Raw genomic sequence first — 22,279 nt, forward strand, 5'->3', positions numbered from 1 at the left:
TGGACACCAATGCTCGGCGCCGCGCGCTCGGGGCGGTGGTCGAGCTCGGCCATGTGGCCGGCGAGCTCTTCAGCATGGCCGGGGTGAGGTTCGCGAGCAAGAGGCCGGATCGAGATCGCCGTCGGCCTGGTAGAGCATGCCGGGGGGCGGTCGCGGGATCGACGGGGGCGCTGGTGAGCTCGGAGCGCGCCAGCGTGGCGCTACATGGCGCCCGTATCAGTCGCTACCTCAGGAATTGTGAGAGATAGAGGTTGCGGGTGGTCATGATCGAGTTGAAGTATCGATTTCATGGTGATGCTTCTCGGGATGTTGCTGTGCGATTGTCCGATGTCAGGCCGGCGCGCGATGCCGACGATCCCGCGCCTTGGGTTATCGATGTGACGATCGTATGGGGAGCGGAGAACGCATTTGATCGGCCGCTGGCTGGTGTGGACCCACTCCATGCTGTGGAGCTAGCTGCTCAGTTTGCGTCCAAGTACCTCCGCCGTCATCGCGCCGCCTTCGGCGTCGAGGCGCCTCTGGACCGCAGCGGCCGTGCCGGAGTCCGCTTGCCCCTTCCTCCGGGCGTCTGGCTAGGTAGGCGGTGCCGGTGATACGGAGCATCCCTGGCCAGGAAGCCCACGGGCTGGGGGCCTGCGCGTGCGGAGCGGGCGCAGCGCGCAGGGGAGTCGGCGCGGCCTCCTTGGCGCTGCTCGCCGCCGCACACGGTAACGGCATCGTGTCCGGCACAGAAAGGCTCACTGCGGCACGCGCGATCTTGCGACGCGGCGAAACCACGCGATCTGCGGGATCCCTCAGCCTGGACCAACCTTTGCTGTCCGTGCCCTCAGGAGGTGATGCTCATGTCGAGGATCCTGGCGATGGTTTCAATTGGTCTTCTGGCGTCCGCCTGCGTCGATTCGACGACGGTGGGCCCTGGCGGGCCCACGAGCAGCTCCTCCGGCGGCGGCCAAGGGGGGGACGGCGGCTCCGGCCCGGGGCCCGGCGGCGGCGCGGTCGATTGCTCGGCGTTCGAGGACGACGAGCCCGGACCGCAGGTGACGTTCACGGTGACCAACAACCGCGCGACGCCCATCTATTACCACAACGACCAGTGCTCCGACCGCTTCCGCGTGGCTCCGGAGGGTGGGCAACTCGGCAATGCGGAGCTCTCGAACATCGAGATGACCTGCGAGGAGGTCCAGACGGCAGAACACTGGCCGCTCGACTGCCACGACGCGACCGTGATCGAGATCGCGGCCGGACAGAGCGCGACGTTCGGTTGGACAGGCGTGCTGTACGAGCGCCAGCAGATGCCGAGCGCCTGCGCGGTTCGGCCGGACAATCCATTCGTCGCGTTCTGCGAGCGCGCCGTCGCCGTGCAGCCCGGAGCGCTCGAGATCGCCATCGAGCTCTTCGGCGCGGCCAAGTGTGGACTAAGCAGCCAATGCGATAACCCCAGCGCTCCGTTTACTGTCAGGCAGGATTTCACGTACCCGGACGACACGGCGGTTGCGATCGCGATCGACTGACGTCGCCACCTGTCGCGATGAAGAAAGGACCCTTGACTTTCGCCTCCTGATCGTAAGAGTATTCCACCCTCCCTTGACGGTCCGGACCTCTCTCCGCCGGGGGCCGCAGTCGGTCGCGGGATCGCGCAAGGGCCGACTCCGAGTGAGGGTACTGTCGGGATTATTTGCTTCTTGCAGCTGCGCGTCCGAGTGGGTCTTGCTTTCTCCGTGGTGATGCCCGGCCCCATCACACGGCGTATTCGAGTGTGAGCATCTGTCTGGCGAGCGTCGTGATCGCCGGGCATGTGGTCGGCGCAGGCCCGCGGGTGCATTCGTGAACACCGCGAACACGAGCGCGCTGGTCGAAAAATTTGAATCTTGACCCATGGTTCGAGGGCACGCAGGCATCTCGATGGTTCAGTAATTCATATCGAGCAGAAGCCTGCGGCTTCGCCGGTCCATCATGGAGAACCTTTCAATGCGCATCGCTCCCTTGCTCGGCTACTTATCCGCTTCGATGGCATGCGGCCTGCTGGCGTGCAACGCCGAGCGCATCGTGGGCGAGGATCTCGACGTCCTGGACTCCTCGTCGAGCAGCTCGTCGTCGTCGAGCAGCGGCTCGATCTCGTCGACGAGCAGCAGCTCCGGGACGGGCGGCGATGGGGCCGGCGGGGGCTCCTCGTCGAGCAGCAACTCGGGGACGGGCGGCGATGGGGCCGGCGGAGGCTCGTCGTCGAGCAGCAGCTCGGGGACGGGCGGCGGCGGGGCCGGCGGGGCCGGCGGCGCACCCGACGCGTGCACGACATCCGAACCGTCGGTCTGCAGCAATCAAACCGGCGACCACTGCGGCTTCACCTATCAACTCTGGACGGAAGGGGGGACCGGCTGCCTGACCAGCACCGCGGATGGTTTCAGCGTGGAATGGAGCGATATCAACAACTTGCTGGGCCGCAAAGGCCTGAGGCCCGGGTCGGCGAACCAGATCGTGACCTACGAGGCTGACTTTCAGCCAAACGGCAACGCCTACCTGGGTGTCTATGGTTGGACGAAGAAGCCGGACGTCGAATACTATATCGTCGATGGCTGGGGCACCTGGCGCCCCCCTGGCGGTACAAGAACCATGGGCACCGTCACGAGCGACGGAGGCGTCTATGACATCTACAGAGTCGATCGATCCGATGTGATTGGGATCGATGGCGTCAATGCCCCTCCCCAGTTCTGGAGCGTTCGCACGCAGAAGCGCACGAGCGGAACCATCACCGTCGCCAACCACTTCGACGCATGGCAGAGTCTGGGGATGAACATGGGGACCTTGAGCGAGGTCTCGATGTTCGTGGAAGGATATCAGAGCAGCGGAAGGGCTGAGGTGAGCTTTTCCTTGAGATGAGCGCCGGGGTCGGAGCGTCGCTCCGGCCCGCCCGCGGGCCGCTCGCCGAGCTAGCGCCCGCTCGCGCCGTCTCCCCGCGCGGCCACGGACACCCGCAGCGCGCCGATCCCGCGCGCCTCGGCCGTGGCGCCGGCGATGTCGATCACGAGCTCGTCGCCGGACACGATCGGCCCCACGCCCTGGGGCGTCCCGGTCGCGATGACGTCGCCAGGCTCCAGGGTCATCACCCGGCTGATGTACGCGACCAGCTCGGCCACTCCCCAGATCATCTGCGACGTCATCCCGTCCTGCCGCACCTGGGAGTTCACGACTGCCCGCACGCGGAGCGCCGCGGGATCGAGCGCCGTCTCGATCCACGGCCCCACGGGGCAGAACGTGTCGAACCCCTTGCCCCGCGTGAACTGCACGTCCTTCCGTTGCAGATCCCGCGCGGTGATGTCGCCCACGCAGGTGTACCCGAGCACGTGATCCAGCGCCTCCTCCGGCCGCACGGCCCGGGCGCGGCGGCCGATGACCACGCCGAGCTCCGCCTCGTGCTCGACCCGCTGGCTCTCCGGAGGGAGCACGATGGACTGGCCAGGACCGATGAGCGCCGACGGCGGCTTGAGGAAGAGGAGCGGCTCGACCGGGACGTCGTTGCCCAGCTCCTGCGCATGCGCGGCGTAATTGCGCCCCACACACACGATCTTCGTGGGGACCACGGGGCAGGCGAGATCGATGTCGGTCCACGCCACGGCCTCCCCCGTGGTCTTGCCGCCGAGCCAGGGCGGGGCGTCCAGGACGAGCGCGGCTGCGCCGTCGAGGCGGGCGAAGAAGGCTGGGCGATCCTGATCGGGAGGCGCGAGGCGAGCGAAGCGCATGGCGCGAGCAAAGCGCGATCTTCGCGTCGCGGCAAGGCTCGGGACCCACGCGCCGCGACGTGCGAGCGCCGGGCGCCCGCCAGCGCGGAGCTCGTGCGTCGTGGTCGTCGCGCGACGTCGGCGGCGGGCCGCCGTCACCGAGGAGGCGCCGCGACGCCCCGGCGTCGCGCGACGAGGCGAGCCTCGTGATGCCCTTTCTCGAGCCACCCTTCCTCGTAACGGACCACCTCGAGCGCCTCGCCGAGGAGCCCCGGCAGCTCGCCGTCATCGAGCAGCCAGCGCGCGCTCGGGTGCGCGTGCCGCAGCAGGTTCGACCGCGTCGGGTGCACGACGACGAGGTGGCCGCCCGGAGCGAGCTCCGCCGCGCAGGCCGCGAGCCTGCGCTCGAGGAAGTAGAAGATCAGGAGGAGGTCCCACGGTCCGGCAGGGAGCGGATCGCGCTCCACGTCGAGCGTCACCGTGCGCAGCGCGAGCCCTTCTCTCGCCGCGGTGGTCCGCGCGATACCGAGCCCGACCTCCGAGATGTCGGCCAGCGTCACGTCGAGCCCGCGCCGCGCGAGCCACAGGGCGTGACGACCTGCGCCGCCCGCCAGGTCGAGCGCGCGCCCGCGCCGGGGCAGGAGCGGATCGAGCGCCGTGAGCACGGCGGACGGCTCCCCCGGATCGCCGCCGCCCTCGCGGTAGCGGGCGTCCCACCTCGTGCGATCGTCGTCCGACACGCTGTCCTCCTGTGCTGTTGGCCGCGCCGGGGCGAACACCGGCGAGCGCCCCTCGCTGGCGCGGAGCGTACCATCCTCCGGCGGGCCGCTCCGGCGCGGGGCGACGGCGCCGGCCGGCGTCTTCTGGACGCGCGGCATGACCTGGCCTAGCACGCCGGCGGTTTGCCATGCACGAGTGCCTGACCCTGGCCCCGACCCCGGATCCTCGCCGCTTCCGCGCGCCCGACGGCGCGCTGCTCTCGCCGCCCGAAGGCTGGGCGTGCCTGCCCCCGGGCGACGCCGGGCTCACCCGCCGGGTGAAGCTCGCGGGCCCGTCCTGGATGGTCGTCGAGAAGCGCGGGAGGAAGACGTTCTCCCGGGGTCTCTGGGCGCCGGCCGCCACCATCGAGGCCGCCCGCGCGGCGCTCGAGGCGGAGCGCAGCACGCCCGCGTACGCGAAGAAGCGGGAGGCGGACGCCCGGCGGAGGGAGCGCGACCAGGAGGAGTACGTGCGCGAGTTCGAGGCCGCGGTGGCCGCGTTCCTCCGGTTCTCGCCGCGCTACGCGGCGCTCGCGCGGGCGGTCGCGACCAAGGTGACGCTGCACGCCACGCCGGTCGGCAGCGGCACCGTCGCCCGCACGGAGCGGATCCCGGTCGCGCAGCGCGCCGAGTCGGCCGTTATCGCCTGGATGCGGCACCAGACCACGGCCTACGACTCGATGTCCATCCCGCGCGTGAAGGGGATGCGCCGCGAGGTGCGGCGCGAGCTCGCGCAGATCTCCCGCGCCATCCTCGATCTCCATCGCGGCGACGCGCCGCACGCGGGCGCGTCGTGCCCGCTCTGCGCGGCGCTCTGACGCGCGGGGCGGAGCAGAGCGAGCGCGTTACCCGCCGAGCAGCCCCTCGCCGACCAGCCGCGCGCGCAGCCCCGCGGCCCCGTCGAACACGTGCGCGCGCATCCCGATCGCTGCCGCCGCCTCGCAGTTCTCCGCGCGATCGTCGACGAACAGGCACTCGCCCGCGCCGACCCCGGTGCGCGTCATGAGCCGATCGAAGAACTCGCGCGCCGGCTTGCGCACGCCCAGGTGATGGCTCGAATAGACCCCCTCGAACAGGACGTCGAGCGCGAACGCCTCGCGCACCTCCTCGACCCACACGGGGTAATTGCTCGCCACGAACCGGAGCGCGCGGCCATCGAGCGACGCGACGATCTCCCGCACGCCGGGCAAGAAGCGGTATCCCGCGCGGCGCACCCGGTTGAACGCGTCGAGGTCGAACGAGAACCCCGCGGCGCCTTCACGAAAGAACCGGCGAGCGAACTCGGCCTCATCGATTTCACCGATCTCGAACGCAGGCCAGCACGTGGGGTCGCGGTGCTTTGCAATCTCGGCGGGCGCGGGCGCGGGCGCGGCGGGCGCGGCGGGCGCGGCGGACCGGATCGCCGCGGCGAGCGCCTCCCGGTACGGGTCGTAGAGGACGGTGTCCATCAGATCGAAACACACTGCGCGGACCATCAGTCGCGAACCGTAGCACCGGCGCGCGCCTGTGTGCGCACACAGGTCACACAGGCGCACAGGCGTGCGACCACACGGGTGAGTTGCGCTGAGGGCGCGCGAGCCAACGCGAGCCAACGCGAACCGGCGCGAACCAACCCGATGTCACGAAACCGATACGAACTTTGAGAAAGCGCATCTCGCCATGCGCTGCGCGATGGCTTATACTGGGCATGGGTGGCGAGTTCTCAGGAGCGTGGTCCGGCGATGCGCCGGCTCCTGAGGTCTCGTGTGCTGGTCTGCTTTATCTACCGGCGCGCGGCGCCGGTACTTACTTAAAAAGGAGTCAGGCCATGAGATTGCCTGCGATGGGCATTGCCTTGTTCACGGTCGCCGTGGCCAGCGCGGCGTGCGGCGGTGGTGACGACCAGAATCTCGATCAGAGCGGCTCGGGCGCCGGGAACAGCTCGGGCAATGGGACCGGAGGCGACGACGGCGGCTTCGGTTCAGCGGGGGCGACCTCGGGCAGCGGCGCCGGCACAGGCGGCCCCAGCAGCGGCGCAGGCCCTTCGACCGGGGCCGGCGAGGCGTGCGCCACGCAATCGGCCCAGGCCGGGCTCCAGCCCGTGTACCTGGCTGTCGCGTTCGACGTGTCAGGCAGCATGGGGATGAACGACAGGCCCTCGCACAGCAAGGAGCTCAAGTGGGATCCGGTCGTCGCCGCGACCAAGCAGTTCTTCAAGGATCCGGCGTCCGCTGGGCTCACCGCCTCGCTCACGTTCTTCCCCGGCGAGCGGCGGATGTGCGACGCCAGCACCTACCGCACGCCGGACGTCGAGATGACGCCGCTGCCCTCCGAGGCGTTCGGCGAGGCGATCGACGATGTCACGCCCGCGAACGACGACGACTGGGGCATGAGCACGCCGACGGCGTTCGTGGTCGACGGGACGGTCACCTTCATCAAGGCGCAGCGCCAGGAGAACCCCGGGAAGTACGCGCTCGTGCTCGTGACCGACGGCTACCCGCAGCGCTGCAGCAGAGACGCGGACAGCATCGAGGCCGTCGTCGAGCGCGTCGAGGGGGCGCGCCAGGACAACGTCCCGACCTACGTGATCGGGGTGGCGAACCCTCCGGAGGACGAGCCGGGGAACGTCGACAACCTGCGCGACATCGCGGTGGCGGGCGGCACGGGGAAGGCGTTCATCATCGAGACCGGCAACCCCGACGCGACCGCGACCGCGTTCAGGGCGGCGATCGACGAGATCCGCGGCGCCGCGGTGTCGTGCACGGTCGCGATCCCGGCCGCTCCCGACGGGCGGACGTTCGACAAGCAGCGGGTGCGCGTGACGTACACGAGCGGAGGGGGCCAGCCGAAGGCCGTCGCGTACGATCAGGAGTGCGCGAGCGCCGACGCCTGGCGCTACGACAATCCGTCGAACCCGACGCAGATCGAGCTCTGCGAGAGCGTGTGCGGCGCGATACAGTCCGATCCCCAGGCGTCCCTGGGCGTCGACTTCACCTGCGAGGACGTGATCGACATCCCGCAGTGATCGGCGGCGGGGGCGCTCCCTGATCCGGGCGCGCCCGCCGCTGACGGGGCGCGGGGCGCGCAGGCCCGCGTCGCCAGCGCTTCCCTCAGGGCGCGCAGGCGGCCTGAGGGCTGAAGAGCGCCGGGGCGAGGCCCCGGTAGTCTTCGTGGGGCACGCCGCCGCGGAGATCGCCGCCGAGCTTGTAATAAAAGCACCGCGAGGCGGGGATCCCGGCGGCCGTGTACGTCGCCACGTCGCTCGGCATGTTGCCGAAGCCGAAGGAGGGCACGATGCCCGTGCGCGCCTTGAGCCATCCGAGCTCGATCGTCTTGAACTCGGCCGCCGCGCCGCCGAACGCGCCGGTGACGCCGATGGTGGTGTGGAGGATGCCCGGCGGGAAGCCCTGCTCTCGCAGCCAGACCCTCGTGCTGCCCACGAGCCACTCGGGGCGCGCTGTCACATAGAAAAGGTAGATCCCGCTCTCGGCGAGGGCGCGCATCGCCTCCGCCGCGCCGGGGTGGGCGGCCGGCGGGCCGCCGCCGACGAGCTCGCTGACGACCGCCGTCTCGCTCGACGTGAGCGTCCCGTCGACGTCGGTCACGGCCACCTGCGCGCCGGACGGGAGGACCTCGATGAACAGATCCGCGCTCGTGGCGTCGCCGGCCACGGCGAGGTGGACGCGGTGCCGGCCGACCTCGAGGCGCCGGCCCGCGGCGAGGTCGATGTAGACGCGCCCGCCGGTGTCCGGGATCCCCTCCGTGGTCGGGTGCGGGTGGTCGTCGTCGCTCGTCCGGAAGGTGCCGAGCCGCTCCCAGGCGCCGCTGCAGCCGCGGAGCAGGTAGGCCTCGACGTCCTCGTCCTCGAGATCGTCGTCCTGCGGCCCGTAAGCGAGCTTCGCGATGGCCCACTGGGGCCCGTCGGCGCGGGCGAAGAGGTCGCGCCCGCGGTGGCGCGGCCACCCGGCCGCGACGAGGCGCGAGCGCGTGTGCCTGAACCCGCGCGGCAGGGCCGCCGGCGGCGGCGCGTCGCAAGCCGGACGGGCCGGGCAGGCGCCCGCCCGGGGCCGCGGCGGCGCGGGAGCGTCAGCGTGGCGCGGGGCACCGGCGCAGGCGACGAACGAGACGGCGGCGAGGACCAGCGGGGCGAGCGGGGCGGGGCGCACCATGTCCACGTATACCGCGTTGGTCGTGGTCGCTAAGGTTCAGGTCCAGAAGCCGGTCGGCTGCCCCAGGAGCGCGGCGCCGACCTGGCCGAACCAGCCCTCCGCGGCGGCGGCGTGCTGCGAGAAGGTGTGGATGTCCCGGAACCGCCGTTGGACGGGCGAGGCGTTCCGGGCGACTCCGCCTCCGCCCGCCTGATAGCAGGCGTCCACGGCCCGGGCGGTCACCTCCGTCACCCAGGCCAGTGCGCCCGAGATCCGCGGCGCCATCGCGACGGCGGCGCCTGGGTTGTTCACGCACCCGTCCCAGAGCTCGTCCCCCATGTCGCGCAGCAGGGCGCGCGCCGCGCGGACGCTCGTCTCGGCGCGGCCGAGGTTCACCTGGAACAGCGGTGAGTCCGCCAGCTGGGCGCGCGCATACAGCCGCTTCTTGCCCGAGCTCGCGAGCGTCACGACGTCGTCGAGCGCCCCCTGGGCGATCCCCACGGCCACGGCCCCCATGTGGAGCACGAAGTGCAGGACCGGCGCGACGAAGCCCGGTCCGGCCACCGACGGCTGGCCCCCGAAAATATCGAAGGTGTTCGCCTCGGGGCAGAAGGCCCCTTCCAGCGCGATATCGTGGCTCCCTGTGCCGCGCAGGCCGAGCACGGACCAGGTGTCGAGGATGCGCGCCTCGCTCGCCGGGAACAGCATGCCCCGCATCTCTGGAACCTCGCCCGCCGGGCCCATCCGCGGGCGGCCGCCGTCCATGATCACGCAGTTCCCGAACAGCCAGCTGGCGTGCTCGCAGCCGCTCGCGAAGCTCCAGCGCCCGGTGACCCGGTAGCCGCCGTCCGTCGCGTGGGCTTCCCCCTGCGCGTTGAAGCCGCCGCCGATGATCACGTCCGGCCCGCCGGCGTAGATGGCGTCGAAGCGCTCGCGCGCCAGGAGCGCGAAGAGGTTCGGGCTCTCCGAGCCGATCATCACGGTCCAGCCGGTGGCCCCGTCCGCCCGGGCGAGCGCCTCGAGGACGTCCATCCCCGTGCGCAGATCGACCTCGTGGCCGCCGTGGCTCCTCGGCACGAACATCCGGAAGCAACCCGCCGCCTTGAGCTGGCCGAGGAGATCCGCCGGGAGGCGCCGCGCCTCCTCGATCTCCGCGCTCCGTGAGGCGATCGCGGGGGCCAGGTCACGGACGGCATGCAGCACCTTCGCGGCGTCTTCGTTCTTCATCGCTCGCTCCTCGAGATGGGGGGTGGTGGAGCCTGTGAAGGCCCGGCAAAACGGCTCATCGTACGGCGGTTCTGGCGCCCCGCGCGGACTTTCAGCCCCCCTCCGCGGGGAGGAACGTCATCGCGGGTCGGTCACGCGGCCCATGAACAGCACGGCGCCTGTCGCCACGTCGCGGATCAGGAACACGAACGGGTGATCCGCGCGGAACACCTGGGGCTGCGCCGGGGCCGACCGTGTCGCCACGACGACCCCCGTGGCCGCGGCGGCTTCGGTCCCTTCCTCGTTGACCTCCACGAACGCCTTGTGGCGGACCTGGGAGATGAAGAGCGGCTCCGCCCTCGTGATCCCGGTGAAGTCGGCCTTCTTGTCGTCGAACGCGAGCGGCATGCCCAGCGCGCTCAGGGTCGCCGACAGCTCGAGCTCGGCGGTCATCTTGAAGCGCGGGAGCGCCACGTCGACCCGCGCCGGATGGAGCGCCTCCACGTACGCCTTGAGCTCTCCCGCCGCAAGGCGCTGCTCCACCTTCGCCAGCCCGTCCACCTGCGCGGGCAGGACGACGACCATGGCCAGCCGGCGCTCGGGGCTCTGCGCCTCGTACGCGAGCTCCAGCACCGACGCGTCAGCGGTCTTTCCAAAGCCCGCCTGGAGCGTTTTGCGCATCATCGGCACGGCCGGCGCCGTCCCGGGCTTGACCGTGAACGGCTCGTTCTTGGTGGCCTGCTTGTCGAACGGCGTCGCCCACTTCCCCTTGAAGTAGACGGCGTTCGTGAGCACGAGCCGTGTGAGACCGGTGATGCTGCCGGCGGGCATCAGGTCCTTGATCTTCCCGTTCGTCTGTTGTTCGACCCATTGATTGATGCGCCCCCGCGCCGGCTCGCTCCCGCCCTTGAAATCGACGAGCTCGATCCCGGCCCCGTAGTGCTGCTGGGTGGTGCTCTGGAACGCGGGCTCGATCGGCAGCCCGGCCTGGCCCCACAGCCGGTTGGCGATCCGGAGCTCGGGCCCCTTGGGCCCGGTCGCCAGCGCCAGCTCCTTGAGGAGCCCGGCGAACGCGGGGTGGAGCGCCTCGGGCGGGAGGGTGAACTCGAGCGTCTTCGCCATCTGAGCCGCGGTCTCGCCGCGGGCGCCGGCGTAGGTCATGGCCAGCGCGGTCGAGATGCTCGCCGGCGAGAAGAAGAGCTTGTCTTTCGTGGCGGCGAGCTTGCCGTAGAGGCGCTGCGCGAACGCGGCGTTCGTGTCCGCGAGCGCCGGGGCCGGCGGCGGGTCGGCCTGCTGAGCGTCCGGCGTGGCGGGCTCGCTCGGCCCAGGGGTCGCCGTCCCGGCGGCCGGCTCCGGGCCCTGACAGACGCGCACCCACTGGCACGCCCCGTTCTGGGCGCGCACGCACTGCGGGGCGCCGCTGGAGCCATCGTCGCAGACGGGCACCGAGAGGGGGCCGCAGTCGGCGGGCCCGCACCAGGACGCGCTCGGGGCCGGCGCGGCCGGCGGGGCGCCGTCCCGGGCCTGACACCCGAGCCCCAGCAACGTGCACAGCGCGGTCGTGAAGAACGAGATCGGTCTGGCCATGGCGCTGCGGTACCAGCGCGCCAGGCCGGCGGGAAGCTCGACCGGAAGGAGGAAGGCGGCGAGGGCGTGCGCCCCTACCGCGCCGGCGGGCGTCGCCGCGCGCCGCGCGACGTCAGAAGTTGTGGACGAACGTGAACCGGCCAGCGAGCTTGTTCCCGCCGGCCTGGCTCTCCTCCTGCGTCTCGTAGCCCAGGTAAAGGAGCAGCTTGTTTCCCGTGCCGTAGTTCAGCCCGATCACGCCGCCGACCTGCAGGCTGGCGAGGCCGCTCTCGTCGACGCTCCCCTCGTCCACACCGGCGGTCAAGGGATCGTCCACGGAGGTCACGACCTCGTTGAGGTCGATCGTGGCCTCGAGGTGCGGGCCGATGCCGAAGTCGTCGATGGGGTAGTAGAGCAGGAAGTCCCGCGTGTAGACGTAGTTCTGGACGCTCTCGTTGAACATGCTGGAGAACGACCCCAGGATCCACGACTCGAAGTAAACGGGCTTTGCGTCGACGTAGGTGAACAGCTGCGGGGCGACCAGCGCCGCCGGTTCCATCGTCATGAAGTTGAACGAGAAGCCCACCATCGGGTTGAGGGTGACAGGGCCCATCGTGAAGGCGGGCCCGATGTCGAACTCCGCGGTTCCCAGCGTGGTGAGGTAGATGTCGCTCGAGAGGCTGATGGGGCCGACCTGGTGCGTGGCGCCGGCCCAGAGCTGGAGACCGAGGCTGTCTGCGTCGAAGCGGAACCAGCTCGGGATCGGCGCCGGCGCGGCGGGCTCCGCCGCGGGCGCCGGCGCGGCCGTCGCCCCCGCCGCGGCCGCTGCGCCCGGATCAGCCGGGGGCGGCGCGGGATCCTGAGCCCAGGCGGCCGGCGACGCGAGCAAGCCCACGACGCAAGCGAGCGCCGAGCAACATCTCCGCATATCGTTCTCCATCATCGAATTGCCTCCTCTGCGCAGCATGAGGTGAAAGCAACATGAAACGTGAGAGCAACATGAAACGTGAGAGCAACATGAAACGTAACGGCAGTCGGTTGACACTAACGTAATGGAGAGCAATTAGGCAAAGCCGATGTGCACGGGGAGCCCCCGAGCGGCGCGCGGCGGCGTGTTTCCCCCCGGCGGCGCACATCGCTGGCCACAGGAGGCGTCGATCGGGCAGGGGAGCGGCTTGAGCCGTTGGCGGCGCTCGACTGGGCGACGTGCCGTTCGCCGGGGGCGCGCAGGGGAGAGGGGCTGCGCCTCGCTTGAGCGGGAGATCAGAGGGGGATGTGCTGGATGCCCGCGGCCGCCCCGAGCGACGCCAGCGTGGCGGCCCCGACGAGGAGCAGCGTCATCTTCAGCAGCGTCCCCTCGATCTGGTCCGTGACGAGGCCGTCGACGCCCTGAGCGAGCTCGTCTCGCACCTTCAGCAGGTCGATGCCGCCTCCCTGGTTGGCCTCGTTGCGGAAGCGCGCCAGCGTCAGCGTCTCGATGGTCCCGAGCAGCTGCGCCTCGATCCTGCGCCGCAGGAACCCCCGCACGCCGCCCCCTGTCGGCGAGGCCTGCACCCTGTGGATCACGGCGAGGCGCAGGCGCTTCACCGCCTCGTTGAGCGGGACGCGCTCCACCGCCTGCGCCATCCGCCCGCCGCGGGCGCCCGCCTCGGCCTGCTCGGAGACGCCGAGCAGCCGCTCGAACACGGCGGTCACGAGCGTCCCGCCGAGGCGCTTCGCCCGCACGATCTGCAGGATGCCCGTGCCGAGCGCCCGCTTCCACGACAGCGTGAAGCCGATCACGGCGGAGAGCGCGAGCGCCGCGACGGCCGCCAGCCCCCCGCGCAGCGCCGAGCCGTCGGCCGCGATGGCATACGACGAGCCCGCGAGGACGAGGGCCAGGAACGACATGGCCGCGGCGGTCAGGAAGAAAGAGCGGAGCGCAGGTCCCAGCGCCCCGGCGACACCTTGCACGAACGGTCGAAGATCCATGACCGCTCAGCTGACCACGCCCGCCGCGCGGCGAAAATGCCGAACCTGGCGGGCGCGCGTCGAACACGTCGAGCGCGGGGAGCGGGCCCGGGGGGCGCTCCTCCCGGCTCACCGGCTCACCGGCTCAGATGACGCCGAACTTCTTGCCGACCTTCTCGAACGCCTCGAGCGCGTGATCGAGGTGCTTGCGCTCGTGGGTCGCCATGTAGCTCGTGCGGAGGACCTGCTGCTTGGGCGGGACGCCGGGCGTGATGAACGGATTCACGTAGAGCGAGTAGTCGTCGAGGAGCGACTTCCACATCATCACGGTCTTGAGATCGTCGCGGATGTAGATGGGGATGACGGCCGTCTCGGTCTTGCCGAGCTCGAAGCCGAGCCGCTGCAGCTCCGTGCGCATGTACGTGAAGTTCTCGCGGAGCTTCTCCTGGCGCCAGGGCTCCTCCTGCATGACCTCGAGCGAGGCCATGGCGGCGGCCACGCAGGGCGGCGCGGCGCTCGCCGCGAAGAGGAAGCTGTAGGCAAAATGCTGAATGTAATCGAGCACCTTTCGCTCACCGACGAGCCAGCCGCCGATCGAGGCGAGCGACTTCGAGAAGGTGCCGCCGATGAGGTCGACCTCCTTCTCGAGGCCGAAGTGCGCGGCGGTGCCGCGGCCCCCGGGGCCGATGACGCCGAGCGCGTGCGCGTCGTCGACGAGGAGCCGCGCCTTGTGCTTCTTCACCACCTCGACGATCCCGGGCAGACTCGCGATCTCGCCCTGGGCGCTGAAGACGCCGTCGGTGATCACGAGGGCGCCCTCGGTGTCGGCGATCTCGGAGAGCGCGCTGTCGAGCGCGGCGGGATCGCTGTGCTTGTAGCGCACCATCCGGGCGCCGGCCGCCTGCGCGAGCCGCACGCCGTCGTAGATGGATGCGTGATCGTCCTTGTCGATCATCGCGACGCTCCGCTTGTTGCTGAGCAGCGCCGAGATGGTCGCGATGTTCACCTGATAGCCCGTCGTGAACACGAGCCCCGCCTCCTTGCCGTGGAAGGCGGCGAGCTTCTGCTCGAGCTCGTTGTGGAGGCGCATCGACCCGTTCACGAGCCGCGAGCCGGTCATGCTGGTGCCGTATTTGTCGATGGCGTTCCGCGCGGCTTCCCGCACCTTCGGGTGGGTCGTCAGCCCGAGGTAGTTGTTCGAGCCGAGCATGATCACGGTCCGGCCCTCGAGCTGCGCCTCGGGGCCGTTGTTGAAGTCGAGCGGGCGGAAGAAGGGGTAGACGCCCATGGCGCGGGCGTTGTCCGCGGTCATGAACTTGTACGCCTTCTCGAACACGTCGCGCCCGCCGATCCGCGACAGCGACGTCCGCGCCGCCATCTGGGTCGCGAGCTGCTGCTCGGCCGCCGCGGCCACGTAGGTGCCGGCGCCGTTCGAGCCCACGCCGTTCACGTGCGTGCGGGCGGCGGTACGCTCGCGCGGCGCGTCGCTGCTCGCCGTCTCCTCCACGACCGACAGCCCCGCGCCGCCCGCGCCGCCCGCGGCGGGCTGGCGGGCCGCGGCGCGGGACGGCGTCGCCACGTGGACGCCGGCCTCGTCGTCGAGCGCGGGATCGATGTTCGGGAGCGCGTGCCCGTTGAGCAGGATGTCCCAGGCCTCGGCGGCCCGCTCCCGGGCGGCGCGCAGGCGGTTCTTCGCGTCCATGACCCCCGTGGCGAGCCGCATCACGCGATCGTTGCTGACGACACGGACGACCACGCCCGACGAGGTGAGCTTCTTTGCTTGGTCGACCAGACGATCCTTCATCCTCATGCCCTGGCTCCTCACGCGATCGAATTAAGGGGCGCGGTCCTGTCCGCGAAAGCCGCTCCGGCGTGCAGGATCGAGGCCTCTCGAGCCCCTGCTGGTTCCCTGCGCGTGTCGCCGCTAAAGCAGCCTGAGCTGGCCGCGTCAACTGCCACCACCGCGTCGCCCCGGCCCGCCGCGAGCGCCGCGAAGCGCCGTCGCCGCGCACGCGCATTCCGCGTCGCGCAGGGGCGTTCGCGCGGTGCGCGGCGACGTTCGCAGAGCTCGCCCGCCGGGGGCCCGCGCGCGCCGCGCCCGACTCCCAAACACCGCGGAGGACAGGCTGCGGCAGGGGAAAAGACGCAACTCGTTGCGGAGTGGTGCGCGCCGGTGTAGGAAAAGTTTTCAGGGTGTATGCGCCGTGTCCTAGTCGTTGACGACGAAGAAAACCTGCGCCTCGTGGTGCGCACCTTCCTCAAGCGGGATGGCTACGAGGTCGAGGCGGTCTCGAGCGGCGAGGAGGCGCTCGCGATGGTCGAGACGTTCGGGCCCGACGTCATCCTGACCGACGTCCGGATGCCCAGGATGGGCGGGCTCGATCTGCTGGCGACGCTGAAGGCCAAGGGCAACGAGGCCACGGTCATCGTGATGAGCGCCTACGGCAACGTCGACCTGGCGATCGAGGCGATGAAGGCGGGCGCGTACGATTACCTCCAGAAGCCGTTCAAGGCCGAGGAGGTGCTGCTCACGCTCCGCAAGGCCGAGGAGCGGGAGGCGCTCCGCCGCGAGAACCGCGTCCTGCGCCAGGAGATCCGGCGGGAGAACCTCTTCGAGGAGATCCTCGCGAAGAGCCCGCCGATGCAGGTGATCTTCAAGACGATCGCGAAGGTCGCCGACTACAAGACCACGGCGCTCATCACGGGCGAGAGCGGCGTCGGCAAGGAGCTCGTGGCCCGGGCGATCCACCGGCGGTCGGGCCGCCGCGGCGGTCCGTTCGTCGCGGTCAACTGCGGCGCCATCCCGGAGAACCTGCTGGAGAGCGAGCTCTTCGGGTACAAGCGGGGCGCGTTCACCGACGCGGTGAACGACAGGGCGGGGCTGTTCGAGCAGGCGAACCACGGCACGCTGCTGCTCGACGAGATCGGCGAGCTGCCGCTCCCGCTGCAAGTGAAGCTGCTCCGGGTGCTCCAGGAGGAGACGCTCCGCCGGCTGGGGGACAGCAAGGACATCAAGGTCGACGTCCGCATCCTCGCGGCGACCCACCGCGACCTGATGGCCGAGACGCAGGCCGGCCGGTTCCGCGAGGACCTCTTCTACCGGATCAACGTGCTCCCGATCGCGATCCCTCCGCTCCGCGAGCGGCGGGAGGACATCCCGATCCTCATGGATCACTTCCTCGCGAGGAACAACGCGCGGTTCGGCATCAACATCCGCGGCTTCGAGCCCGAGGCGAGGCGGCTGCTCCTGGAGTACCGCTGGCCGGGCAACGTGCGGGAGCTGGAGAACACCGTCGAGCGCGCCATGGTGCTCTGCGAGGGCGAGCGCATCGGCGAGGCCGACCTGCCCGAGCGGATCCGCGAGGCGCGCGATCCGATCCAGATGCAGCTGACGAGCGGCGAGCTGTCGATCAAGAAGACGTCCCGCGTCATCGAGGAGATCCTCATCCGGCGCGCGCTCCAGAAGACGAAGGGCAACCGGACCAAGGCGGCCGAGGTGCTGGAGATCAGCCACCGGGCGCTGCTCTACAAGATCAAGGACTACCGGATCGATCTCTGACGACGACGGGCCGGCTGGGACCACAACCGAGCGCGGGCGGCAGAACAGCTCTCTTGCGCCCGTCGCTTCAGGCGGCTACGTCGTCCCGCTCCCCCATGAAGAAGAATTACGTTCTCGACGCGAACGTCCTCCTCCACGATCCACACGCGATCTTCAGGTTCGAGGACAACGACGTCATCATCCCGATCTACGCGATCGAGGAGATCGATCAGTTCAAGCGGGAGGGCTCCGAGCGCGGGCGCAACGCGAGGACGATCGCCCGGCTGCTCGACGAGGTCCGCGGCGCCGGGACGCTCGCGACCGGGGTGCTGCTCGAGAGCGGTGGAACGCTGAGGATCGCGATCCCGGAGCGGCGGCCGGAGCTGCTCGTGGGGCTGGAGTCCGGATCGCAGGACAACGCCATCCTGCAGACGGCGATCGACATCCGCGATCGGCACAAGGATCGGCCGACCATCTTCGTGACGATGGACACGAACCTCCGGATCCGCGCCGACGCGCTCGGGATCCCGGCGGAGACGTACGAGAACCAGCGGGTGCACGACCCGGCCATCGAGCAGTCGGTCGTGGAGCTCGAGGTGCCCGGCGCCGAGGTCGACGCGTTCTTCCAGAACGGCTTTCTCGCCGGCGCCAACCTCTCGGATTTGTTGCCGAATTCTGCGGTGCTGCTCCGCGACGCGGGGGCGCCGAGCCACACGGCGCTCGGCCGGTTCGACGCGGCGCGCGGGCAGATCGTCGCGCTCCGCGTCGGGCGGGAGGGGGTGATGGGGGTCCGGCCGCGCAACAAGGAGCAGGCGTTCGCGCTGGACCTCCTGCTCGACGATTCGGTCCGGCTGATCACGCTGATCGGCAAGGCCGGGACGGGCAAGACGCTCCTCGCGCTCGCGGCGGCGCTCAAGCGGACGACCGAGGACAACGCCTACAGCCGGCTGCTCGTGAGCCGGCCGATCATGCCGCTCGGGCGCGATCTGGGCTTCCTTCCGGGCGACGTGGACGAGAAGCTGAACCCGTGGATGCAGCCGATCTTCGACAACCTCGAGTTCCTGTTCTCGAACGGCGGCGCGAGGCCGGGGCGCGACGCGCGCGGCTTCGTGGAGCTCCTGGAGAGCGGGCAGATCCAGGTCGAGCCGCTGACCTACATCCGGGGGCGCAGCCTGCCGCACCAGTACCTCATCGTGGACGAGGCCCAGAACCTCACCCCGCACGAGGTGAAGACGATCATCACGCGGTGCGGCGAGGGGACCAAGATCGTGCTGACCGGCGACCCTCAGCAGATCGACAACCCGTACGTGGACCACGCGTCGAACGGCCTGCTCGTGGTGGCGGAGCGGTTCAAGCGCGAGCGCATCGCGGGTCACGTGGTGCTCGCCAAGGGCGAGCGCAGCGAGCTCGCGGAGCTCGCGGCGAACCTGCTCTGAGGCGGGCGGCACCGGGCGCGCGGCGCCCTCACGGGGCAGGGGCACACGGGGCGGGGGCGTACTTGGAAGGAGCGGCGGGCGGTGGCGCGGCGTCATCGAGCTAGGTCGGCTGAGCGGCCGGCGCCTCCGGCGTGGGTGCCGGACGCGGATCGGCTTCTCGGCGCCGCGGCGCGGCGGATCCGCGTCGTCGGGTCGAGCACGCCGGTGAACCTCGTCGAGGAGCTCGCGCGGCTCGCCGCCTCCTGGGCTCGGAGCGGCGGGGAGCTCCCGCGGTTCGCCTACGCGCCCGCGCAGGACCACGGCGATCTCCGGAAGGCGATGGAGGCGGCGGCCGAGCGGCTCGCGGGGCAAGGGGAGCTCGGCGCGGTCTACGCCGGCCGCGCGAGCGAGCTCGCCGCGGAGGCCGCCATCTGCGAGGCCGCGGGCGGGGCCGGGTGCTGGGCCGCCGCGCGCCGCCGCTACGCCGCGCGCGACGCGTTCGACGAGCAGGCGGACGCGCTCGCCGCGGCCTGGGTCGAGCAGGAGGCGGGCGCCGCGTCGGGCGACGAGGAGCGGGTGCGGAGCGATGACGCGCGCTCGCCCCGGTCGCTCGTGTCGCGGATGCGCCGCGAGATCGGGGCGCGGCGCCTGCCCCTCCGCGTCGTGATCGCCGACATCGCGCCGCTCGCCGCGACGGGCGACGGGGTGATCCAGGTCGCGCGGGGGCGCATGCTCACGCGCGACGACGTCGAGCGCACGGTGCTCCACGAGATCGAGGGGCACGCGGCGCCCAGCGTGCGCGCCGCGGCGCTCCCGCTCGGGATCTTCGCGATCGGGACCGCGAACGGGGGCGACGATCAGGAGGGCTGGGCGCTCGCGCGCGAGCGCGCCGCGGGGTACCTGGTCGGCGCCCGCCGGATCGAGCTCGGGCTGCGCCACCTCGCCGCGCGGAGCGTCGAGCGCGGCGCGGGCTTCGTCGAGACCGCGCGGCTGCTCGAGGCGCGCGGCGCGCGCTCCACGGGGGACGCCCTGCGCATCGCGGCGCGTGTCCACCGGGGCGGCGGCCTCGCGCGGGAGGTCGTCTACCTGCCGGCGCTGCTGCGGGTCGAGGCGCTGCTCGTGGAGCAGCCAGCGCTGGGGCCGGTGCTCGCGTCGGGCCGGGTCTCGGTGGGCGCAGCAGCGTCGCTCTCGTCCTGGGCCAGGGAGAGGTGATGGATCGTGGCTGCCCAGCTCGACCGGGGTTGCCCGGCTCGATCGGGAGGATGGGAAGCCGGGAAGAAAGTCCGATCCTCGCTGAACTTCATGCCTTCCTGTGAAGCCGATCCCATGAAATGAAGGCAGCGCCGGTCGGGTGAGGAGCGGGCGAGAAAGGGGGCTGCGTGAAGGGAAGGATCACTCCAGCCGTGCGAGCACGGCATGGAACGCGCTTGACGTGGTGGCCGGCGGGCGGGCTGCCTCGCGCGTGCGGTCGCGTCCGGGTCGACCGCGCGGCGTGCGGCGGCGGTCCTGCGAGCGGATGGGCCGGGCGGAGGCGGGCATGAACTCGAAGAAGGCCATGGAGAGGGAACCCAGGCGGCCGCCGAGGGGAGGGGAGGCCCCGACGGTGGTCCTCAAGGGGGACCTCCATGTCCTGGATCTCGGCGCGGGCCTGATGCTCGACGTGTTCATCAACGTCGAGGGGCGCCTGACGACGTTCGTCAGCCTGGAGGGCCAGCTCATCGCGGAGCTCCGCGTCGCCGGTCTCGCCTGAGGTCCGGGGCCCATCAGGGGCCCGAGAACTCACGGACGACGCGGAGGATGCCCTCCCCGTAGCTCGAGATCTTCGCCTGCCCCATGCCGCGCGCGAGCGCGAGGTCGTCGAGCGACGCGGGCCGGATCCGCGCGATTTCCCGGAGCGTCCGGTCGTGCGCGATGACGTAGGCGGGCAGCGACTTCTCCTTCGCGAGCGCGGCCCTGTGGGCCCGGAGCGCCTCGAACAGCGGCACGTCGCGCTCCTCGAGCTCGACGCCGGGCTCCGCTTGCGCGCGCGAGGGGGGGAGAGGGGCGCCCGGCGCAGGGCGCGCCGCGTCGTCGTGGGTCGCTGCGGACGCGAATGCCTGCGGGGCCGGCTGTGCGCGCGCCCGCGGGGAGGGCGCGGCCGCCGGCGAGCGCGCGGCGGGCGACGGGCCCGCTGCCGCGCGGCGCGGGCGATGGGCCCGGCGCCGCGCCGCGGGGACCGGGAGCCGCACCCGCGCGGGCACCTCTCCGCGCATCACGCGCCAGCCCGCCGGCGTGATGAGGGGGACGGGGAACTCGCCGGTCGTGAGATCGATCCAGGCGTTGGCGAGCAACGCACGAAGGATCGACATCGCCTCGTCGTGGCTCTTCTTCTCGAGGACGCCGAACGTCGAGAGCCTGTCGAGCCCCATGCGGCGGACGCGCTCGTTCGACTCGCCGATCAGCATCGACGCGACCGCCTGCATCCCGGCGCCGCCCTTCACCCGCGCGACGCCGGCGAGCGCGCGGCGCACGAGGTCGTTGTCGCGGGCGAGCGCGGCCGGGTCGCTCGCCTCGAGGGCGTCGACCTCCAGGCAGACGTCGCAGTGGCCGCAGCCGCCGAGCGACTCGGCCTCGTCGCCGAAGTAGCGGAGGATGAAGTCGTGCCGGCACGTCGCGGCGTCGACGTAGCGGAGCAGCTCGCGGAACAGCCCCCAGGCGCGCGCGGCGTCGTCGGCGCTCGCCTCGACGCCCCCCTCACCGAGCTGGCAGAGCCGGCGGCGCAGCGCGATGTCCGCGGGCGCGAACAGGAGGAGGCCACGGGCCGGGGCGCCGTCCCGCCCGGCGCGGCCGACCTCCTGGTAGTACGCCTCGATCGACGACGGCGGCTGGGCGTGCACGACGAGGCGTACGTCGGGGCGGTCGATCCCCATGCCGAAGGCGTTCGTGGCCACGACCACGGAGAGGCTGCGATCGGCGAAGCCCGCCGAGATGCGCGCGCGGGACTCGGGGGCGAGCCCGGCGTGGTACGCTTCCGCGTTCCAGCCGGCGTCGCGGAGCGCCTCGGCGAGGCGCTCGGCTCCCTTGCGGGTGGCCGCGTAGACGATGCCCGCCCCGCGGGGCCGCCCGGGATCGCCGAGGGCCTCCAGCAGCGCGCGCGCCGTGCGGCGCCCCGCCTCGCGCGGGCCGTCGACCGCGGAGACCTGCAGGTGGAGGTTGGGCCGGGCGAAGCCGCGCAGGATCACCTTGGGCGGCGGCTCCTCGGGGCCGCGCCCGCTCACCGCACCGCCGCCGCCGTCGCCCGCGCCGTCGGGCGCGGGCAGCGGCCAGCCGAGCCGGCGGATGATCTCGTCGCGCGCGTCGGGGGTCGCCGTCGCGGTGCAGGCGAGGACCCGGGGCGGCCGGAGCCGCGCGAGCGCGGCCCCGATGCGCAGGTAGTCGGGCCGGAAGTCGTGCCCCCACTGGACGATGCAATGCGCCTCGTCGACGGCGACGAGCGAGAGGCGGCTCGCGGCGAGCGCCTCGAGGAACCCGTCGAGGGCGAGGCGCTCGGGCGCGGCGTAGACGAGCTTGTACTCGCCGCGGCGGAGGGCGGCGAGGCGGCGGCCGTTCTCCTCGCGCGCGAGGCTGGACGCGATGAACGTCGCCGGGATGCCGCGCGCCTCGAGGGCGCGGACCTGATCTTCCATCAGGGAGATGAGCGGGCTCAGGACGAGCGCCGTGCCGGGCAGGGCGACGGCCGGGAGCTGGTAGCAGAGCGACTTGCCGCCGCCGGTCGGGGCGACCACGAGGACGCGGCCCGCGCCCCCGAGCAGGGCCTCGATCGCCTCGCGCTGCCACGGCCGGAAGGCGGCGATGCCGAACCGCTCCGCGAGCACGGCGTCGAGCGACGGCGGCGGGCTCTCCGGCGGGCGCAGCGGGGAGGGGGAGAGGCGCTCGGTCACGATCGGCGAGGGGCGTTCAGCGAAGACCATGGCGGCGTCATCGAGCGAGCGCCGTGCCTGCCGAGAGCCCTAGCATTTTCGCG

The 22,279-nt window shown here is 71.6% G+C and carries 18 protein-coding genes; 8 read left to right on the forward strand and 10 right to left on the reverse strand.

The features are described from left to right. Positions 1 to 842: 842 nt before the first annotated feature. On the forward strand, positions 843 to 1,511 hold the full coding sequence (locus WMF11_RS16025) for a hypothetical protein (RefSeq protein ID WP_437978063.1): 669 nt from the start codon (positions 843 to 845) through the stop codon (positions 1,509 to 1,511). A gap of 442 nt (positions 1,512 to 1,953) precedes the next feature. Continuing rightward, entirely contained in the window at positions 1,954 to 2,877 is a 924-nt protein-coding gene (locus WMF11_RS16030; RefSeq protein ID WP_437978064.1) for a glycoside hydrolase family 11 protein, read from the forward strand. Between the two features lie 50 nt (positions 2,878 to 2,927). On the opposite strand, the gene WMF11_RS16035 is transcribed toward WMF11_RS16030, so the two are convergent. Together WMF11_RS16035 and WMF11_RS16040 are read right to left on the reverse strand one after the other, a co-directional pair. Next, entirely contained in the window at positions 2,928 to 3,737 is an 810-nt protein-coding gene (locus WMF11_RS16035) for a fumarylacetoacetate hydrolase family protein (protein ID WP_437978065.1), read from the reverse strand. A gap of 134 nt (positions 3,738 to 3,871) precedes the next feature. Continuing rightward, on the reverse strand, positions 3,872 to 4,594 hold the full coding sequence (locus WMF11_RS16040) for a class I SAM-dependent methyltransferase (protein WP_437978066.1): 723 nt from the start codon (positions 4,592 to 4,594) through the stop codon (positions 3,872 to 3,874). 29 nt (positions 4,595 to 4,623) lie between these two features. Between WMF11_RS16040 and WMF11_RS16045 the strand changes: the two genes are divergently transcribed. Continuing rightward, the gene (locus WMF11_RS16045; protein ID WP_437978067.1) at positions 4,624 to 5,292 is read left to right on the forward strand and encodes a DUF2293 domain-containing protein; all 669 of its coding nucleotides are present in this window, start codon (positions 4,624 to 4,626) and stop codon (positions 5,290 to 5,292) included. Between the two features lie 27 nt (positions 5,293 to 5,319). On the opposite strand, the gene WMF11_RS16050 is transcribed toward WMF11_RS16045, so the two are convergent. Further along, positions 5,320 to 5,949: an HAD family hydrolase gene (locus WMF11_RS16050; protein ID WP_437978068.1), complete on the reverse strand. Its 630-nt coding sequence runs from the start codon at positions 5,947 to 5,949 to the stop codon at positions 5,320 to 5,322. 332 nt (positions 5,950 to 6,281) lie between these two features. Between WMF11_RS16050 and WMF11_RS16055 the strand changes: the two genes are divergently transcribed. After that, a complete protein-coding gene (locus WMF11_RS16055; RefSeq protein WP_437909235.1) occupies positions 6,282 to 7,478 on the forward strand; it encodes a vWA domain-containing protein in 1,197 nt (398 codons plus the stop codon). A gap of 85 nt (positions 7,479 to 7,563) precedes the next feature. On the opposite strand, the gene WMF11_RS16060 is transcribed toward WMF11_RS16055, so the two are convergent. The 6 genes from WMF11_RS16060 to WMF11_RS16085 form a co-directional block, all read right to left on the reverse strand. Next, positions 7,564 to 8,622, reverse strand: a complete 1,059-nt coding sequence (locus WMF11_RS16060; RefSeq protein WP_437978069.1) for an LNS2 domain-containing protein — start codon at positions 8,620 to 8,622, stop codon at positions 7,564 to 7,566. A gap of 36 nt (positions 8,623 to 8,658) precedes the next feature. Further along, the gene (locus WMF11_RS16065; RefSeq protein WP_437978070.1) at positions 8,659 to 9,828 is read right to left on the reverse strand and encodes an acyl-CoA dehydrogenase family protein; all 1,170 of its coding nucleotides are present in this window, start codon (positions 9,826 to 9,828) and stop codon (positions 8,659 to 8,661) included. 117 nt (positions 9,829 to 9,945) lie between these two features. Next, complete coding sequence (locus WMF11_RS16070) at positions 9,946 to 11,394, reverse strand: serpin family protein (RefSeq protein ID WP_437978071.1); 1,449 nt, start codon at positions 11,392 to 11,394, stop codon at positions 9,946 to 9,948. A gap of 112 nt (positions 11,395 to 11,506) precedes the next feature. Then, on the reverse strand, positions 11,507 to 12,316 hold the full coding sequence (locus WMF11_RS16075) for a hypothetical protein (RefSeq protein ID WP_437909239.1): 810 nt from the start codon (positions 12,314 to 12,316) through the stop codon (positions 11,507 to 11,509). A gap of 320 nt (positions 12,317 to 12,636) precedes the next feature. Then, a complete protein-coding gene (locus WMF11_RS16080) occupies positions 12,637 to 13,344 on the reverse strand; it encodes a hypothetical protein (protein ID WP_437978072.1) in 708 nt (235 codons plus the stop codon). Between the two features lie 124 nt (positions 13,345 to 13,468). After that, entirely contained in the window at positions 13,469 to 15,133 is a 1,665-nt protein-coding gene (locus WMF11_RS16085) for an aminotransferase class I/II-fold pyridoxal phosphate-dependent enzyme (protein WP_437978073.1), read from the reverse strand. Between the two features lie 387 nt (positions 15,134 to 15,520). Between WMF11_RS16085 and WMF11_RS16090 the strand changes: the two genes are divergently transcribed. The 4 genes from WMF11_RS16090 to WMF11_RS16105 all read left to right on the forward strand — a co-directional run bounded on the left by WMF11_RS16090 (position 15,521) and on the right by WMF11_RS16105 (position 20,026). Next, positions 15,521 to 16,882, forward strand: a complete 1,362-nt coding sequence (locus WMF11_RS16090; protein WP_437552741.1) for a sigma-54-dependent transcriptional regulator — start codon at positions 15,521 to 15,523, stop codon at positions 16,880 to 16,882. Between the two features lie 95 nt (positions 16,883 to 16,977). Beyond that, on the forward strand, positions 16,978 to 18,297 hold the full coding sequence (locus WMF11_RS16095; protein WP_437552742.1) for a PhoH family protein: 1,320 nt from the start codon (positions 16,978 to 16,980) through the stop codon (positions 18,295 to 18,297). Between the two features lie 135 nt (positions 18,298 to 18,432). Next, complete coding sequence (locus WMF11_RS16100) at positions 18,433 to 19,488, forward strand: tyrosine/phenylalanine carboxypeptidase domain-containing protein (protein WP_437552743.1); 1,056 nt, start codon at positions 18,433 to 18,435, stop codon at positions 19,486 to 19,488. A gap of 325 nt (positions 19,489 to 19,813) precedes the next feature. After that, positions 19,814 to 20,026, forward strand: coding sequence for a hypothetical protein (locus WMF11_RS16105; RefSeq protein WP_437909244.1), 213 nt, complete (start codon positions 19,814 to 19,816; stop codon positions 20,024 to 20,026). A gap of 13 nt (positions 20,027 to 20,039) precedes the next feature. Here WMF11_RS16105 and WMF11_RS16110 read toward each other — a convergent pair whose 3' ends face one another. Then, entirely contained in the window at positions 20,040 to 22,226 is a 2,187-nt protein-coding gene (locus tag WMF11_RS16110) for a RecQ family ATP-dependent DNA helicase (protein WP_437978074.1), read from the reverse strand. Positions 22,227 to 22,279: the final 53 nt, after the last annotated feature.

This window comes from Sorangium sp. So ce295, from assembly GCF_051527405.1.
GTDB lineage: Bacteria > Myxococcota_A > Polyangia > Polyangiales > Polyangiaceae > Sorangium > Sorangium cellulosum_B.